General features: G+C 50.7%; 20 protein-coding genes. 8 read left to right on the plus strand and 12 right to left on the minus strand.

Going from position 1 to position 17,209, the window contains the following annotated elements:
- Positions 1-66: 66 nt before the first annotated feature.
- From ACO0LL_RS27585 to ACO0LL_RS27600, 4 genes are all read left to right on the plus strand, one after another.
- On the plus strand, positions 67-1,407 hold the full coding sequence (locus ACO0LL_RS27585; protein WP_422954023.1) for a hypothetical protein: 1,341 nt from the start codon (positions 67-69) through the stop codon (positions 1,405-1,407).
- A 473-nt stretch (positions 1,408-1,880) separates the two neighbouring features.
- Entirely contained in the window at positions 1,881-4,007 is a 2,127-nt protein-coding gene (locus tag ACO0LL_RS27590) for a S9 family peptidase (RefSeq protein WP_422954024.1), read from the plus strand.
- A gap of 100 nt (positions 4,008-4,107) precedes the next feature.
- The gene (locus ACO0LL_RS27595) at positions 4,108-4,539 is read left to right on the plus strand and encodes a hypothetical protein (RefSeq protein WP_422954025.1); all 432 of its coding nucleotides are present in this window, start codon (positions 4,108-4,110) and stop codon (positions 4,537-4,539) included.
- A gap of 63 nt (positions 4,540-4,602) precedes the next feature.
- Entirely contained in the window at positions 4,603-5,034 is a 432-nt protein-coding gene (locus ACO0LL_RS27600; RefSeq protein WP_422954026.1) for a hypothetical protein, read from the plus strand.
- Between the two features lie 131 nt (positions 5,035-5,165).
- Here ACO0LL_RS27600 and ACO0LL_RS27605 read toward each other — a convergent pair whose 3' ends face one another.
- The 4 genes from ACO0LL_RS27605 to ACO0LL_RS27620 all read right to left on the minus strand — a co-directional run bounded on the left by ACO0LL_RS27605 (position 5,166) and on the right by ACO0LL_RS27620 (position 8,088).
- Positions 5,166-6,260 carry an SMP-30/gluconolactonase/LRE family protein gene (locus ACO0LL_RS27605; protein WP_422954027.1) on the minus strand — a complete coding sequence of 365 codons (1,095 nt, stop codon included), beginning with the start codon at positions 6,258-6,260 and terminating at the stop codon, positions 5,166-5,168.
- 123 nt (positions 6,261-6,383) lie between these two features.
- The gene (locus tag ACO0LL_RS27610; protein WP_422954028.1) at positions 6,384-7,052 is read right to left on the minus strand and encodes an O-methyltransferase; all 669 of its coding nucleotides are present in this window, start codon (positions 7,050-7,052) and stop codon (positions 6,384-6,386) included.
- 48 nt (positions 7,053-7,100) lie between these two features.
- Entirely contained in the window at positions 7,101-7,613 is a 513-nt protein-coding gene (locus ACO0LL_RS27615; RefSeq protein WP_422954029.1) for a hypothetical protein, read from the minus strand.
- Positions 7,614-7,617: 4 nt separating this feature from the next.
- Complete coding sequence (locus tag ACO0LL_RS27620; protein ID WP_422954030.1) at positions 7,618-8,088, minus strand: YbaK/prolyl-tRNA synthetase associated domain-containing protein; 471 nt, start codon at positions 8,086-8,088, stop codon at positions 7,618-7,620.
- Positions 8,089-8,260: 172 nt separating this feature from the next.
- Between ACO0LL_RS27620 and ACO0LL_RS27625 the strand changes: the two genes are divergently transcribed.
- A complete protein-coding gene (locus tag ACO0LL_RS27625) occupies positions 8,261-8,914 on the plus strand; it encodes a hypothetical protein (protein ID WP_422954031.1) in 654 nt (217 codons plus the stop codon).
- A 62-nt stretch (positions 8,915-8,976) separates the two neighbouring features.
- On the opposite strand, the gene ACO0LL_RS27630 is transcribed toward ACO0LL_RS27625, so the two are convergent.
- From ACO0LL_RS27630 to ACO0LL_RS27665, 8 genes are all read right to left on the minus strand, one after another.
- On the minus strand, positions 8,977-9,708 hold the full coding sequence (locus ACO0LL_RS27630) for an ATP-grasp domain-containing protein (protein WP_422954032.1): 732 nt from the start codon (positions 9,706-9,708) through the stop codon (positions 8,977-8,979).
- A 61-nt stretch (positions 9,709-9,769) separates the two neighbouring features.
- Positions 9,770-10,174 carry a hypothetical protein gene (locus ACO0LL_RS27635; RefSeq protein WP_422954033.1) on the minus strand — a complete coding sequence of 135 codons (405 nt, stop codon included), beginning with the start codon at positions 10,172-10,174 and terminating at the stop codon, positions 9,770-9,772.
- Positions 10,175-10,630: 456 nt separating this feature from the next.
- Positions 10,631-11,206, minus strand: a complete 576-nt coding sequence (locus tag ACO0LL_RS27640; RefSeq protein ID WP_422954034.1) for a DUF2059 domain-containing protein — start codon at positions 11,204-11,206, stop codon at positions 10,631-10,633.
- A gap of 184 nt (positions 11,207-11,390) precedes the next feature.
- Positions 11,391-11,762: a VOC family protein gene (locus ACO0LL_RS27645; RefSeq protein ID WP_422954035.1), complete on the minus strand. Its 372-nt coding sequence runs from the start codon at positions 11,760-11,762 to the stop codon at positions 11,391-11,393.
- Between the two features lie 189 nt (positions 11,763-11,951).
- Entirely contained in the window at positions 11,952-12,383 is a 432-nt protein-coding gene (locus ACO0LL_RS27650) for a hypothetical protein (RefSeq protein ID WP_422954036.1), read from the minus strand.
- 26 nt (positions 12,384-12,409) lie between these two features.
- Positions 12,410-13,861 carry an ankyrin repeat domain-containing protein gene (locus ACO0LL_RS27655; RefSeq protein WP_422954037.1) on the minus strand — a complete coding sequence of 484 codons (1,452 nt, stop codon included), beginning with the start codon at positions 13,859-13,861 and terminating at the stop codon, positions 12,410-12,412.
- A 209-nt stretch (positions 13,862-14,070) separates the two neighbouring features.
- Positions 14,071-14,514: an SMI1/KNR4 family protein gene (locus tag ACO0LL_RS27660; protein WP_422954038.1), complete on the minus strand. Its 444-nt coding sequence runs from the start codon at positions 14,512-14,514 to the stop codon at positions 14,071-14,073.
- A 55-nt stretch (positions 14,515-14,569) separates the two neighbouring features.
- The gene (locus ACO0LL_RS27665; RefSeq protein WP_422954039.1) at positions 14,570-15,454 is read right to left on the minus strand and encodes a LysR substrate-binding domain-containing protein; all 885 of its coding nucleotides are present in this window, start codon (positions 15,452-15,454) and stop codon (positions 14,570-14,572) included.
- Between the two features lie 129 nt (positions 15,455-15,583).
- On the opposite strand from ACO0LL_RS27665, the gene ACO0LL_RS27670 reads away from it, so the two are divergent.
- The 3 genes from ACO0LL_RS27670 (at position 15,584) to ACO0LL_RS27680 (ending at position 17,174) form a co-directional block, all read left to right on the plus strand.
- The gene (locus ACO0LL_RS27670) at positions 15,584-15,925 is read left to right on the plus strand and encodes a carboxymuconolactone decarboxylase family protein (RefSeq protein WP_422954040.1); all 342 of its coding nucleotides are present in this window, start codon (positions 15,584-15,586) and stop codon (positions 15,923-15,925) included.
- 3 nt (positions 15,926-15,928) lie between these two features.
- Positions 15,929-16,333: a tautomerase family protein gene (locus ACO0LL_RS27675; protein WP_422954041.1), complete on the plus strand. Its 405-nt coding sequence runs from the start codon at positions 15,929-15,931 to the stop codon at positions 16,331-16,333.
- 262 nt (positions 16,334-16,595) lie between these two features.
- Positions 16,596-17,174: a DUF4865 family protein gene (locus tag ACO0LL_RS27680; RefSeq protein ID WP_422954042.1), complete on the plus strand. Its 579-nt coding sequence runs from the start codon at positions 16,596-16,598 to the stop codon at positions 17,172-17,174.
- Positions 17,175-17,209: the final 35 nt, after the last annotated feature.

The following is a 17,209-nucleotide window of genomic DNA, read 5'->3' on the forward strand; positions in this document are numbered from 1 at the left end:
TGCCATCGTCCCAGATTTTTCGCATCGCGCCTTTTTTCATCATCGTCCAACATTCAGGAGATCAGCATGGCAGAACTCACGCCAGTATTTTTGCACAGCATAGACAAGCCGGTACGCTATTACTACGACACCAATGTGGCCAGTTATCCTGGCTGGTCGGAGGGCGAGATTTTCTTCCAGGCATATAAGGACCAGGCGCCCGGCACCGTCCCCATCTACAGCCATTTTGCCAAAGACCCTGACCGGTTTTATTACGACACCAATAAAGAAAACAATGCGGGCTGGGGCGAAGGCAATATCGTTTTCTACGCCTGGACTGAGGAGCAGACCGGCACTGTGCCTATCTACCGCCATAATGCGCAAAACCCCGACCGCTATTATTACGACACCAGCAAGGAAAACCACTCAGGCTGGAGCGAAGGCGTCGTTGCTTTTTATGCTTATCCACAAGGCTGGATGTCTGCCATTGATGACACGGCGCTGCTATCCATGATCAACCTGCCTGGCACGCACGAATCGATGTCGCGCTTTGGTTATGGCTGTGAATGTCAGCAATGGACACTGGCCGAACAACTGCGCGAGGGTTTGCGCGTGTTTGACATACGCTTGCGCTATTTGCCTGGGGCCAATGGCGAAGTCAATTTCTCCATCCACCATGGTGACCCCATCAGCCACTACCAGAATGCTTTTTTTGATTCCAAGTTCCCGCATGATAAGGACACCAAATATTTTGTGCTGGACGATTGCCTGCAATTTCTGAAAGCCAATCCTACCGAATGCATAGTCCTCCTGATCAAGCAAGAGTACGATATGCAGACACGCTCAGTTTTTTATGACGCTTTCTGGAAAATCATTAACAATCGTGATGGTTACAATGGCAAGACCCTCGACCAGTTGTTCTACAAGGACCATACGGTACCAAATCTCAAGGATGCCAGGGGCAAGATCATCTTTGCCTTTGTCGATGGAGACAAGGGCCCCAGCTACCAACTGACCGCACCAGACCGTGGCCTGTACTGGGGCAATATCGATTATCAGGTTGACTGGCGGCACGTACAGTCAGGTCAGCAACCCGGCCTGGATGTAGAAAATCACTGGAAAGATATTAAGGACGCCAAGTGGGACAAAATAGAAAAACACCTGGACAAAGCGCTAAGTAGCGGCACCGCGTCTGTGATCTGGTTTGTCACTTATACCTCGGCTAGTCGCGTGCCTGACGTGGGGTATTTTCCTGGCGATTATGCTGCCTACCTGTTACCCAAGGTGCGGGACGATATCTATACCAATTTCATCACCCAGCCCCAAAACCCCTGGGGCGCCTACTTCGGCACCGTGCTCATGGATTTCCCTACCAGAGACATCATTAGCCTCATGGTGCGGGCGGCGATGAAGTATCAGTATGCTTGATCTTTGGAGGCTGTGATCAGCTAAGGTGTATTTAGTAGGGTGCGCCGTGCGCACCATCTTTGCAATCCGCATAGACGTGAATGCGGTGCGCATGGCGCACCCTACAGGTCTTTATCCGCAGGCAAAAGGCCTACCATTCACAATTCTTGAACAAAAAAAATTGCACTGAGACTTTAATGCATATGCGTCTTGCTCTAAGCACTCATGCAAATATCTTTGAAGTGTACCTCTCAGTGCCCACTCTGTGTCCCGGTGCCTCTGTATCCCGGTGCCTCTATATTGAGAGGTCTAGAAGTTTTCAGGGATCATCTCATGCAGACGGCGTACTGCAATGGCCCTGCATCACTGTCCGCAGTTGATACTGCTGATTCCTACTTAAAGCATGTCATAATAAAAATACTTTCATTGCGTTCTCGCTGAACCAATGCGTATTTTTCTGCTCTTCACACGAACTGATCTGAACAGGTTTTGACATGCTGCGTCTGTTGTTATTGTTGGCGATTTTCCTTATTCATCCTTTGCCATTGTCAGCACAAGACACTGACAGTGTGCCCATCGCCAAAAGACAGGCCAACAAAAAAACCTACCACGGTCAGGCCTACATCGATAACTACCACTGGCTTAGCAACAAGCAAGACCCCAGGGTCATGACTTACCTGCAGCAAGAAAATGCCTATACAGAAAAACAGATGCAGCCCTTGCAACCGCTGGCAACGCGCCTGTTTGAAGCCAGCAAGGCCAGGGTCAAAGAAGTCGATATGAATCTGCCGCAACGCCATGGGCAGTTTTATTACTACAAACGTATCGAGGCCGGACAGCAGCATCCCTTGCTGTGCCGCCGCGCAGCGAAAGTGGTGGATGGCGTCACGAAATGGGATGAAGCGGCAACAGAAGAAATCCTGCTTGATCTTAACCAGTTGGCACGCCAGCACCGCTATGTGGCACTTGGCGAATTCCAGGTCAGCCCTGACGGCAGCAAGCTGGCCTATACACTGGATTTTTCTGGCGACCTCAGGTTTGAGCTGTTCGTTAAAGACCTTGGCAGCGGCCAACTCTCGCCTGAAAGGGCGAAGCGAGTGTCATCCCTGGCCTGGGCAGCAGACAATCAAACCCTGTTCTATGTCAGTGGCGATACCGTGACCCTGCGTCCGGATCGCCTCTATCGCCAGCGACTCGGTAGCAAACCTGTGCTGCAATACCATGAAGCTGCGCAGGAATTCAATCTTGCGGTTTATCCCGCCAGCGATGAAAAACTGATTTTTCTCGACGCTTCATCCTATGATAGTAATGAAACCCGGATGCTGTCCGCTGCCGCGCCGCAAGCACCCTGGCAGATGATACAGGCGAGGCAAAAGGGCTTGCGCTACAGCGTTGCCCATCGTGACGGCAGGCTGTATATCACCACCAATCTGGACGCAATCAATTTTCGCATTGTCACCGCCAGCGTGACCCAGCCATCAGCACGTTACTGGAAAAATTTTGCTGACTATGACCCTGAAGTCCTTACCGAGAAACTGGATGTCTATCGTGATTTTATGGTCGTTACCGAAAAAAAGCAGGCAGTCACGCGCATGCGGATTTATCAATTTGCCCAACAGCGCTGGCAAACGCTGGACTTTGATGAGGCAGTCTATTTTGTCGCTGGCATGGATGGAGATGGTTACGAGTCGTCTTCTTATCGTATCTCATATCAATCTCCACTGACACCACCCGTGATCTTTGAAGTTGATGTTACCAGCGGCCAGCGCAAGGTGTTAAAGCGCTATGAAATACTTGGCAAGTATGATCCACAACACTATGAAAGCAAGCGTCTGTGGGCCACTGCCCACGACGGGGCGCGAATCCCTTTGTGGGCCGTGTATAAAAAAGGGATAGCCCTTGATGGCAGTGCACCATTGCTGCTGTATGGCTATGGTGCCTATGGTGAAGCTTCAGACGCCCAGTTTGATGTAGGCCGCATCAATCTGCTGGATCGTGGCGTGATCTATGTAGAAGCTGGCATCCGTGGCGGCAATGACCTCGGCGAGCAATGGCGTGTTGATGGCATGCTCATGAAAAAGAAAAACAGCTTCAGCGACTTTATCGCGGCCTCTGAATACCTGATCGCACAAGACTGGACCAGCCCCGGCAAACTCATCATCCATGGTGCCAGCGCTGGCGGTTTACTGATAGGTGCAGTCCTCAATGAGCGCCCGGACTTATTTCACGCCGCCGTGCTTGAGGTACCTTTCGTCGATAGCCTCAACACCATGATGAACCCCAAACTGCCACTGACTACAGGCGAATACCTGGAATGGGGCAACCCCAATAACAAGACCGTGTATGACTACCTGCGCAGCTACGCGCCGTATGACAATCTGAAGCCGCAGGCTTATCCGGCCATGCTGGTGCTCGCTGGCCTCAACGACAGCCAGGTACACTATTGGGAACCCGCCAAATACGTCGCCAAGATGCGCGCCCTCAAAACCGACCAGCGCCAGTTGCTATTCAAAACCAATATGCACGCAGGCCACTCAGGTGCATCAGGCCGCTACGACAGCCTGCGCGAACACGCTTTTCAACAGGCGTGGATGCTGGGGCAGTGGGGGCTGGTGGATTGAGCTCGACGAGTTTTTTGATTGGAGTATTCACCAAAATTTCACTCAGTAGGGTGCGTTGTAACGCACCGCTCTTATTGCAATTTCTTCGATCTCTTGCGCCATGGGATATGGTGCTGGGCATGTGGTGCGTCAAGACGCACCCTACTGGCTGAATTCAATTATGAAAAATGAGAAACCAAAAAATCAAAATCCAAAAAATCAAATGCTTGAAACAATTGCGGTTTTGTTAGAAGTTCTCGGTCCCGAGGCAAGTTTAGGACAAGAAGCTTGGGACGATATAGCCAGTTTAGATATCACTAAAACAGATGGAATTCGTACCTTGGCTAGGAATTATGTACTTCCATATTATTTGGCTTGTTCAGAATCATTCAAAGTGGGATATTTAAATTACCTTGAGAAGCTTTTAGCAGACGATAATGCTGCGTGGGAAGAAATACAGATGAATGAATATCCATATATTGAAGATGTGCCGCCAAGGTTATTTTTTTCTATTCTTCATGAAGAAATAAAAAGGGTTGGTAAAACGGAGTAGTTTCGCATATGGCCGGGGGTCATAAAGCTGGCGGCACTCATTAGCAACGTAAAATGCTGAGTCATGACAAACAAGCTTGATATTTACTTCTTTATACCTTTGGGCATACCTGCCAATGTTGGTTTATTGTGGGATGTTGCTGATCAATACGGTCTCGAATTTGTCGTCAGCGGTGGATGTTATAGCCTTCCATTGACTGTGGACAGTCAGAAATTTGAATATGAAACGACAAATGACAATGCGCTTATCCGTAGCCAGGCAGATTTATTGATCCTGAATGAGGACAGGCGAATCCGCATGCGGCAAAACTGGCGCCATCGCAATAGTGGCATACAGTTCAGCAGCACCATAGCCTCCATTGATGTCGGTGGCTATGTCGTTCACCTGACGACCGACACGGCGGGTGTAGATAATGGCATAGAGAATTTTATAGGCAACAAACACAAACAACAGGCATTCTGGCAGGATCTTGCGGCAGGGTATGACGCAAGCTAGATCGCTAGCGCGGCATTGTTTGATGGAGGCTTTCGTGAATTATTTGAGCAATACCTTTATCCAGTACCGTTAGTTGATGATGGCTGGATGGTACGGGGGAGAAGAGGTGTATTGTAAGTTGCCATTTTACTTTACTTCCCCATCCACCCCAAACTCTTGCCACTGACATTATGAATATACAGCCGGTTCGCGGTTTCTGTCACGCCAGTAACGGTGGGTGAATTGCCGCTGGGGTCTTGCAGGTCGTTGATGACTTTGCCGTCTTCGGTAAAGGCAATGACGTGGCCATAGGCTGGTGGCATTTTCCAGAGCAGGCGCGGGATGCGCAGGGCCATGCTGCGCAGGTAGGGGCGTTGTGCTGTCTGATCGAGGAAGTTGCGTTGCCCGGCTAAGCCCAGCCACAGCTTGTCGTCTTTGCCGCGCGTGAGATTGTCCGGGTAGCCGGGCAGGTTATCAAACAGGATGCTTGCTTGTGGTGTGGGCTGTGCCAGGTCCAGTTGTTGGGCTGCTGTCGCGATCTTCCATACCCTGAATTTACCGCTCTCGGCAACAAGCAGGCTGCTTTCATCAGCGCTGAGGGCAATGCCATTGGCAAAGCTCAGGCCCTGGGCGATGATGCGTACAGACTTTTTCACCGGATCATATTCCAGCACCCGGCCGGTCGATGACTGTTCAAAAATATCCAACATGGCGGCTTCGTTGGTGCTGCCCCATTGACTGGGCGTGAAGCGGGTCGATGAATCGGTCAGATAAATCTTGCCTGTCCTGGCGACGACCACGGCATCGGGGAAATGTAATGGCCCGCCTTCGGCAATACCCAGCAAAACGCTGATATTGCCGTTGGCAGCGATCGACAATAAACCCTTCCAGGCATCCGCCACGACGAGCTGGCCGTCTGCATCAAAGACCATGCCCAGCGGCCTGCCGCCGGTAGTGCAAAATACTTCCTGCGCGCTGCCATCTGGCTGCATGCGCAAAATCTTGCCGCTTTCAACACCAGTGTAGAGTTTGCCATCGGGGCCGATGACGACATGTTCCGGCCCCACTTCGCCTTGCAGGTCTATTGTGTGCAAGTCTTGTAGCCTGGTATTGGCTGCATGCACGCCAGTGTAACCCTGGCTGACAGGAGCTTGCCAGGCGACGGGCGTGATGGGAACAGGCTTCAGGCCCATATAAGCCGCGAAGATGAGGATGAGCGGGAGTGACATTGTGACGATGCGTTTCATGGAGGATGATGTTGATAGCCTGCTGTAGGGTGCGCCATGCGCACCGCTTTTATCTTTACGTAAATTGCTAAAACGGTGCGCACGGCGCACCCTACAAACGACCAGGCAATGGTCAAGCAATGGTCAGGCAATCACCAGCGCCATCGAGAAGCCATCATAGCCTTTGCTGCCCACCGTCTGCAAGGCCGTGGCAGACAGGCGTGGGTTGTTCGCCATCAAGTCAAAAAAACTGCGCACGCCCTGTACATTGGCGTCTGTGCTGGCAGGATCAGCCACCGCGCCATTGCGCACCACATTATCACCGATGATGAGGGTGCCGGGGCGCGAGAGCTTGATCGACCAGTCGAGATAATGCGGGTTGTTCGGTTTGTCGGCATCGATAAAGATCAGGTCAAACGGATGTATGCCTTCTGCCTCCAGTTGCGGCAGCGTGTCGAGCGCCTTGCCCACGCGTATATCCACCTTGTGCGAGAGGCCGGCACGTTCTATATTCTTTTGCGCAATCGCCGCATTGTGCGGGTTGAATTCCAGCGACACGACCCGCCCATCTTCTGGCAGGGCACGCGCCAGCCAAATCGTGCTGTAGCCACCGAGGGTACCAAATTCCAGCACCGTCTTTGCACCCTGCAGTTTGGCCAGCAAGTGCAAAAATTTGCCCTGATTTGGTGCCACATGATGCTGCGGCAAATCGCCTGCATCACTGTCTTGTAGCGCTGCATTCAGCACAGGGTCGCCAGGGATCAGGCGTTCACAAAAATAATCATCAACTGCAGTCCAGGTGGTTTGTTGCATTGCTTGTCCTTGGGGAGAGTAGAAAATTTAAAAACGTGATAATGATGTTCAGTCGTGTTGATAAAGCCATTGTCTTTTCTCGAAATCGTAATTCCAACCCGAAAAAGGCGCAAAGCTAGTTGCATAGAATAGAAAAGGTCCGTTTTTTCCATTCAGGTAAAAAAGCATATGGGGACGCTTACCTTGATGCGCCAGTGCTGGAATATCGTTCAGGCTGAGAGGCAGTTTTCCATGCAATTTGTAATATTGTTCCAGTTCACCGGCGATGTGATCGGCATACACCCTGGCTTTATCATCTTTGTATTTATGCACCATGTTAATGGTCATGAAGGCCAACACGATCAGGACACAAAGGAGGATATATTTATGACGCAGTTTGCTCGTGCGCCAGTTGAAGGCGCATTGGACGATGGCGTATAGCAGGCTGGGTAAAGCAAGCAGATATATTGCGAAGCCAAAGTAGTCCTGGCTGCAGAACCAAGTGATAAGCACCCATATCGCGATCAGATAAGGATGACGCTTGATCAGTGACCACAAAGGCGCAAGCCGGGTGAGCTGCATTGCATCAAGCCGCACAAATATCATGCAGCATCGGTTTGGCTATGCGCAGATAATCTTCTGTATTCAAAATGATGGAGGTATCCAGCCGCCCCGCATTGAAAGCGATCTCTGCATAACGTGCGACCAGAGTAGGGTCCAGCACCAGTGCAATGTCATCAGAAAATACAAAAGGCGGTATCGCACCGATGACGCAGCCGGTTTTTTCCATCGCTGCTTCAGGTGCAGCAAAGCTGGTTTTCCTGACCTGCATGACGGCCGCCAGTTTTTTGAAATCGATCTTCTGGTCACCAGGCAGAATAGCCAAAATCAGTTTCGCAGATTCATCCTTGCTCTGGCACAGCATGGCCTTGGCACCCTGGCCAACTTCTGTACCACGTATGGCAGCGACTTTTTCAGATTGGCCCTCGGCAGGGTGCTCAACAACACGGAAGCGGGCATTGTGGGTTTGCAGCAGAGTTTTTAATTGGTCGAACATGGTGTCACCTTGGTGCATTTGATTTGCACTTGACTCAGGAAATGGATGGAATACTAATATAGCACGCGCTACTATTGTCGTATGATTTCTGCATGCAAGAAAAATAAGTTCAATGGAACTGTTTTGTCATAGCCAATGTCCAACACCCTGTTTCCATGTTGAAGACGAGTTGATGCAAGAACGTAAGCTTATCCTGCCGAATCAGGCTGCCTGGCAGTCAGTGTTCTCTTTCGTCATTGCCTGTCTGATCACCGCCTTGTTATTGTTCCAGCTTGTGCGGCCCTGGCACAAAAAACCAATGTCAGAAACTGGCTACATCACTCTCGACTTATCATTCATGCCCAAGGCTATTCCCAAGACCCCAAGTGCAGACGCCGGGCCTGTCAGCAAAAAAACCGACATCTCCAAAATGCGGGAACGCGAAACCCGGCAAACCCGGCAGCGGGCCAGCCCCAGCGCGCAGCAAGCTGCGCAAGCCATTACGCTACCGGCAGCAGAACCGTCAAGGCAAGACCTTGGCAAAGATGTATTCACCGAAGAAAAATCGACGGCATCATCGGGCTTGCGCACAGATAAAGACGCCATTGCCCGTGCTTACGCCGACAGCCGTAGCGACCTGCAAAAACTGGCTAGCCGGTCAGGCCAGCCGCTGGAAACCACAGAGCGCAGCCCCATACGCAAATTCGGGCGCGAAGTCAGCAAAGCTCAAATCACTGACTGTATCAAGCCCAATCCCGAAGGCATCACCATAGGTCAGACTACCTACAAAGGCTATTTCGCCGCCGCTGCGCTGGCCTATAACGCGGTGACAGGGCAGTGCAAGTGATGTCAGGCATGCACGCAGGAGCAGCTTTGGCCGCGAAGTATGTTGGGATTTGACTTGAGAGCTTAAATCTTGACAGAAGCATGCCGCAATACTTCCAGCACCCTGGCAGGATCGCAACCATAAATGCCCGCACCCCATGCCGCATTTTGTTCCACGCAGGCCCATGCACCGCCAGCCAGCATGCCGGCATCGATGACGCAGGCATCGGGTAAATCGACGCGTTCATCTGCCAGCAGGGTGTGCATGAATGCCTTTAGCGCGTTGTCTTCATCCATCGTGCTGGCGAACTCTGTTTCCCGCTGAACATCACCAAAGCGGGAATAGAGAGAGTAGGTGACTAATTGGCGCTGCAATATAAAACAGCGAAATTCTTTTTCCCACTGGACGACCTCTGACACCAGCACCGGCATGTCGTCATCATACTCAAGCGGCAGGCTGGCACCGGTATATGCCTCTGCCGGAAAACTCTTGTCATTGGGTGGCTTGATAAAAGCGGGCTTTGTCAGTTGGCGAGCCTGCCTCAGCGTTTGCATGCTGATCTGACGGTGTTTGTATTCCATGGGCAGGCGCACCAGCCAGTCTTCTGGCGGGCTCAGCAGGCTTATGCCCAGTTGCTCTGCCAGCGTCGGGCCAAACAGGGCCTCGCCATACAATACCGCTTGCTCAAGATTTTGCAAGTGCTCAGGTACCCGCCAGTTCGTCAGGCGCTGCACCTGCCAGCCCAATGCACCTGCTGCCTTCCACAAGGCTTGTGAGTCGTCGGTATAGCGCGGGGTGAAAATCAGCGTAGGCATGGCGTGGAATTCTATATGAATGAAAAAATATACACTTGAATAGCAAAGACAGACAAGTGGCTCAAGGTGTTCTTGCATTGGCAGGCTGGGTTATACCCGGCCGGGCGCAAGTTTCTGCCACCTCATCCTCATACCAGACTGACAGCACGATAGACAGGCAAAAGCTAAGCACCAAAAACACAGATGCCTGCCCCAGCTTGCGCCATTTGCTCACACCCGGCCAGGTGCCGAGTATGAACGCACCCGACAACATGAACAACCATTGAAAACCGGCACAGATCATACCCAGGTCAGTAGATGCTATCGTCGCGCCCACCCCCGGGTTTTGCGCGCAGCCTGCCTGATGCAGATAATCGATGGCGCGTTCCAGTGAATACAGCATGAGACAGCAGAGCAGGGATATTCTGATCCACGGGAGCAGATGTTTGCGGCTGGTGCCTGTTGGCGATGTGGGTATGCTGGTCATGGGACATGATTAAGTTGATCGCCCTTGCATGCACATGCATGGCCTGACACACGGCAGGCAACAGGCAAAAAACGCAATATAGCATCGTTTGGCTCAATTGATATTGCCATCAGGCGCAAGTGTGCTTGGCACGGCGCCATCGTGCTAATGAACTGAGCTGCGTACTCCGGGGCTGATTTGTTGTTCGCTTAAAAGCTCTTTAGCTTATCGCTGGCTAAGACGTCCAAATCGTCATGCCAGACTTGATCTGGCATCCAGCGGCTTTGGTTATGTACGGACGCAGGTATTCGGGAATGAGAAGCTGCGCACGGTTTTGCATAGATCATCAGCAATTTGAAGTCTGGGTGTAAAGACACTAGATGCCGGATCAAGTCTGGCATGACTAGTTTGAGGGCGGTGGTAAAAGCAGGTGAGCAGTTTTTATAGAAGGCCGGGTGCATTACAATTTTCTATGCATCACTGACCGTTACTTTTTCTACATTTCTGCTCAAGAGTTTTGTAAAAGTCCAGGAACTTTTTAGAAGTCGCAACGGAAATCAGAGCATTCACATTGCTTTGGTTTGACAGTTTACGTCCAACGCTGCTTTCAGAAAATTTTTTAAATTCATTTAAGTCGTCGGACGAATATGCAGGTGTAACATCACGATCTTTTTGTGGTCTAAGCTCATTCTTGAGAGTTGTTACTGAGATTTCTAATTGTTTTTTCCCAGCGGGGCTTTGGTAAAAAAGAATTGCTTGATTCATTTCGGAAATTGAAAGCAAATCTGAGAGTGGCTTTGCGTAGAATTTGTGTATTTCAGACAAATCAGACTCCCTGAAACAATTTAAAAAATCTTGAGACTTGTCATTTTTACTCCCTGCTCTTGCCCATTCTTCAGTTTGAATTAAAGGCCCTTCTCCTAAATACATTAATCTGGCTAAAGTCATTCCAGTCTGTAATTTTGCGGTAGTCTCAGATGCCGCTTGCGAAACAATGGGCATGGAAATAAAAGCTAGAAAAATAACTGGCAAGAGTTTGATGGAAATTTTCATCAAGGCGGTTTTTCAAAAAATAATATACGCTAATGGCTGGAATGCAGTTGTACGATATTGAAGATTGAATTGATATCATCGCTCACGACATAAACTGGTGCGCATGGCGCACCCTACTGAATGCGGTCATGCACAGGTTTTACCTCTCGTATTTTTGCGCAAGACCAAGCAGAGATGCTGCGTTTTATTCCTTAGGTGGCTCCCACAACTCCACGCGGTTACCCTCAGGGTCCATGACCCAGCCGAACTTGCCGTATTCTGATTCATCTACTTTGGCATCGACATCGCAGCCTTCGGCGCGCAAGGCGGCGAGCAGGGCGTGCAGGTCATCGACGCGGTAATTGATCATGAATGGCTGGGTGCTGGGGGCAAAGTAGGTGGAGTCTGCCGGGAACAATGACCAGGCAGTTTTTTCTGTGCCGTCGCCATTGGCCTTGAATACGGCACCGCCCCAGGGGCTGAGTTCAAAACCGAGATGATCCTGGTACCAGGCGCTTAATGCTTGCGGGTCTTTTGCCTTGAAAAACACACCGCCTATGCCAACAACACGTTTCATATTGCCTCCTGAGGATGCCTATTGAAATAGAATTGAATGAATTAAACCGCCTTTCCACAAAGATACTACATGAGCATCTAATCCTACGCAAATCGGGCCACAAGAGATCGGCATAAAATTTACGATGTGATTTGCATGGAAAGGGATTTATAGTTATCGACTCAGCCAAAGCGTCTGATTAAACGGACGCTAGTAGTCTGGTATGTCAACTATGCGCTCAATGCAATTTTTTTCGGATATAAAATCTTTCCAATGCAAAATTGCAGCCATATATTTATCTAAACTTATCAAGCCTGTATAGATTTCTTGATCCGTTTTTTTACATTGAATAAAAAAAGTAACTCCAGTCGATTCGATACGTGCTTTGCGTATTTCATATTTGTCTGAAAGAATTTTTGATGTGGATTCTTCTTTTTTGATCAAATTAATAATTCTAATTGCGTTATCACAATCACTAATACTTTGAATGACATTGGTGATATGTATAGCAAACAAACCTCTTGGGTCCCAATACCCGCTGGAAGTAGGGTTTTCTAACTGAGCACTGGCATATGGCTGTAGTTCTTCCATCAGTTCGTCGTTCTCATCCCATGTTTTTGCACGTACAAAATGCAGTTTCACGATATTGTCTCGTTCGGTAATCCCCATCACTGAAACTTGATCGTAAAGCTGGCCGGGCGGAAGTAGTCTGCGCCCATGCCTGATCTGGGCACGGTGCCTATCATCATGGCTAGTTCCTTGCCTTTGTACTGTGCCAGGGGGACTGGGTTACGATCGCTGATAAATTCGGTGACGTTGTAGCTGTATTCATTTCCGTTAGTGCCTTTTGTGCGTTGCGTACCGGTCTTTTCATCGGCTTTCTCGGTATAGCTCAGTTCTTTGGTTGCACCGTCGAATAGCCATTTGCCTCGTTCCTGAGTAATTTTTCCGCAGGACAGGTATTTGCTGTCGTCAGCTGACGCGCCAACATTGAAAGGGCTGAGTGTGTCAGTCCTGAAGTGGATGTCTTTGGCATGTTCAAACAGGCTTTTGTCCTCGGCGCAAATCAACCTGAATGAATGCTCGGGGTTGATCTGCATGACGATCTTGAATGGTGTTGTTTTGAGCTTGATGACGGCATTGTCGGTGAGTTTTGTTCTCTGGCCGTTTTGCTCTATCCAGGCTGACCATTTGTAGTTGCCTGTCTTTTCCAGCGCCTGGTCTATTTTTGTTTGTAGCCAGCTGGTAAATGCGGGATTGTCTGCAGGCGCGTATTGCAGCAAGGCTTTGTGTATGTCACCTCCAAATATGACTTCTTTCTGCGGCAAGAGCGGGTCTGCACCTCTGGCCAGCAAGAGCTCAACAATGTCTTTGTTGGCCAATAAGGCAGCTAACGATAGTGGGCGATAAACATCATTGCCGCCATTGGGGTTGGCGCCTGCATCGAGCAGTTTTTTGATGAGGGCGATATCCTGTGTTTGAATGGCGCTGTTCAAGGGGCACAAGGGCGTGCATACGTCTGCACGGGCACCGTTCTTGAGCAGCGTATCGATCATTTCTGATTCTTTGAAAATGGCGGCCCTGCGCAAAAGGGTAGAGCCATCTGCTAGTTTGATGTTGATGTTACTGCTGTTAACTATGCCAGCTTTTAAGGCCGCATCCAGAGCTGCCGGGTCGTAGATACGGCTCAGTTCGCGCCGGGTAGTCAGGGTATTGTCGGTTTTCAGATCATTCAAACCCGGCAAGGCTGTCAGTGCATACTGGTCCAGCCAGTTTTGCGGATTGATGTTTTTGGGGAAATCGCTAGGCCCTGTTGATTTCATGAGCACCATGACCCAGGTCTTGCTGGCAGGATCAAGTACGGGCTTGCTGATGGTGGAGTTGCGCTGGTTGTTGACGATGTCTTTCAGGTAAAGCGGAACAGCAGGCAAAGGCAAGCGGAAACTTTGTTTGCTGATAGCTTTGTTACCGACGCAGGCATATGGATTTTTGTCACAGGCAAGTGCTGCCGCTTCACTGTCAAAACGCAGCAATTCGTATTGATATTCAGTACCGTTGAAATACGAGATGGCTTCTGCCCATAGCAGTTTTTTATCGTCCAGCGTGTAGGTGGCGGGCAACTATGCCTGGCTGGCTGCAGCCAGCAAAAGGCCGGAGGCAAGTATCAAGGCAGAGACTGGGCGCAGTTTGAGAGTGGACATGGGCAGATGGAAAAAGATGTAGAACGTACATCATATCTGAATTTGAAAATGGGATTTATCAATTTATTGATTTCTGGCTTTACCTGAATCGACAAACTGCACGTCCATAATCAAGAGATATTGAAAACTCATTCTTCATAAAAATGTGGATTTCGCAAAAGTTTGGCTACTAAATCTTCTGCATTGTTCGCAACCGGATTTATGTCACCATTATCTCTATAGATGAATTCTGGATTGGCAGAATTTGGTCGAAACACTAAAAATCTGAATGATCCACAGTCAAAAAAAGGAACATCCCCAGGCAAAAATTGCTCTGGTGGTCCAAACTCGGAAATGCCCTTATACAGATCAACCATATCCAAAGGATGGATAAATAAATTTCTGATGTCAGGCCGATTATCTTCTGCAAGCCAGCCATAACCGACTGCTTGGTAAAATTTCCTTAAGCTAGATGGCAATAGAAACCCGAGTTCCATTTCTGCATGATCTAATTTATTACTATCGACGGGAGTAAACCGCCGAGTGCCAACACTTAATCCAATGTAGCTCTGCAAGCTATTTAATATGCTCATTCAACGCCCTTTCAATACTTAATCTTGATTTTGCCAGCCATCACGCCGCTCTTAACTACTGCCCCGTTCCTTCTTCCATTAGCGTCTCCACCATAATCGCGCGCAAACGCTGCACGGCCATGTCCGGCTCAGCCTCAAGGCGATGCAAGCTCAGGCCCAGCATGGGCAAAGTGGGCAGGGCGGGGTTGTCGATAATACGCAAGTGTTTAGGCAGGCCGGCTGCGGTGCGCACTGTCACGCCCAGGCCTGCGGCGACGGCGGCCCAGATGCCGGACAGGCTGGGGCTGGTGAAGGACAGGCGCCAGGGGATGTTGGCATGGTCAAGTGCGCTGGTGGCGCAACTGCGCATGAGACAGGGGGCTTCAAAGGCGACCAGGGGCAGGGGTTCATCGCCGGGATAGCTAGCTTGCAGTTGCGGGTCTGCCGCGCCTATCCAGTGCATGGCAAAGTTGCGCAGGTGTTCGCTGTGCGGGGTGCTGATGCCGCCATCCCAGGTTAGCGCCAGATCAAGTTGGCCGCCAGTGATGAGGTCAAGCAGGGTGGCGTTGCGGGCAATTTTGGCTTCTATCCTGACCCTGGGGTGGGCGCGGGCGAAGCGGCCCAGCACGTCGGTGAGTATGCGTTCGCCAAAGTCTTCAGGTATGCCCAGCCTGATCCAGCCTTCGAGATCAACCCCACGTACGGCAGCGGCAGCTTCGTCATTGAGTTCAAGCAGGCGGCGGCCATAGGCCAGCAGGGTTTCGCCCGCAGCCGTAGGCAGCATGCCACGGCCAGACTTGCGCAGGATGGGGCTGCCGACCTGGTCTTCGAGTTTCTTGAGCTGGGCGCTGACGGCAGAGGTGGAGCGGCCCAGCCTGTCTGCCGCCTTGGCAAAGCTGCCCAGCTCTATGCCTGTCACAAAGGTGCGCATGACATCAAGGTCAAAGGTGATCTTGCTCACTGGCTTGCTCCTTTTGTTTATCTTTTGTCCATCCCGGTTTTTGGAATGATGGGTTTGAAATTATCTGATTTTATGGATGAAGATAGTCGGGTATCTTGTACTTGTCAATAACGTTTTTGGAGTCGCACCATGCAAATCCCCAGCACCATCGCCCGCGAACTCATGGGTGACATCGCCCCCAAGTTTGCCGAGCTGACCGACACTGTTTTATTCGATGACATCTGGCAAAGGCCGGGCCTGGCCGCGCGTGAACGCAGTCTGATCACGGTTGCCACCCTGATTGCGCTGAACCGCAGCGAGCAATTGCCCTTTCACATACAGCGCACGTTGGACAACGGCATCACCCATGCAGAGCTGGTCGAGGTCATCACTCAACTGGCGTTTTATGCGGGCTGGCCTACGGCGGCATCGGCTGTCACCGCGCTGCGCCAATTGTCTGCGAAACAAACTACTTCAACATCAAAGGAGTAAATCATGCCCATGAGCCGCGTATCCCTGTTAAAGGGTAAATCACCTGAATACCTGCAAGCCTTGTCGGATGCTTTGCATCAGGCACTGGTAGAAGCATATGAAGTGCCACTCAAGGACCGCTTCCAGATCATCCATCAGCATGAAGTGAATGAACTGGTGTTTGACCGTGATTATCTCAGCCACGAGAACAAGCCAAGGTCGGACGATTTTGTACTAATACAGATCACCGCTGGCCGCCAGCGCAGCGCTGCGACCAAGGCGGCGTTTTACCACAGGCTGGTAGAGTTGCTGGGAGTGTCGCCAGGTATCCGCGCTGAGGATGTGCTGGTCATTATCAATACTACCGCAGCTGAGGACTGGTCGTTTAGTGGTGGTGTGATGTATGACGGGGTGGCGCGGTATGAGTGAGGTTTTGCAATGACACAGGTTGGGTCGGGTTCGATAATTTTGTAACGTCGTAGGTTGGGCTACGGGGTATCAGCCCAACACTGGGCCTTTGCCAAACGTATACGGCATTGAAACGCCGAGTGTTGGGCTGATGAGGCGTAGCCCAACCTACAATGCATAGCACCACCTACAATGCGCAACCTACGAATCCGGTCCAACCTGCAACAATTGCAATCTACAAGAAAAATTCCCCATCAAACCAATCGCAAAAAGGACACCCAACATGATCGCCATGCAATACAACTTCACCCTTCCTGCCGACTACGACATGGACATCGTGCGTCAGCGTATTGCCAGCAAGGGGCATATCTTGGATAACTTCCCCGGCCTGGCTTTCAAGGCTTACCTGCATGCTAGCAAAGGCCGGGAACCAACGACGTCCAGCCATAATGCCTATGCGCCCTTTTATCTGTGGCAGGACAACGAGGGCATGAATAATTTCATCTGCGGCGATGGCTTCAAGGCGGTGTCGCAAGCTTTTGGCTGGCCTGCAGTCAGTCAGTGGTCGGTGTGGCATAGTCATGTGGATACGCAGGTGCGCAGCGCGACATTTGCTACACGTGAGAACAGTCAGATTGAGGCTTACACAGATATTGGCGCTTTGCGCGAGCTTGAAACTGCCGCCGCAAAAAACATCAGCCAACAAGCCGGTGCGCTGGCAACGCTGGTGGCATTTGACCCGAATGCATGGACACTGGTGCGCTTTACTTTATGGCGTGATGCCTCAGCCGCGCAAGCTGCAGGTTTGCCTGATCATGTGCAGGCGTATGAAGTGGGGCACGTGTCGGCGCCAGGGCGCTGATCATGTGGGCCTTCACGCGCCCAAATGAGTTTCAG

Source organism: Undibacterium sp. TC4M20W (genome assembly GCF_049340245.1).
Classification (GTDB): Bacteria; Pseudomonadota; Gammaproteobacteria; order Burkholderiales; family Burkholderiaceae_D; genus Undibacterium.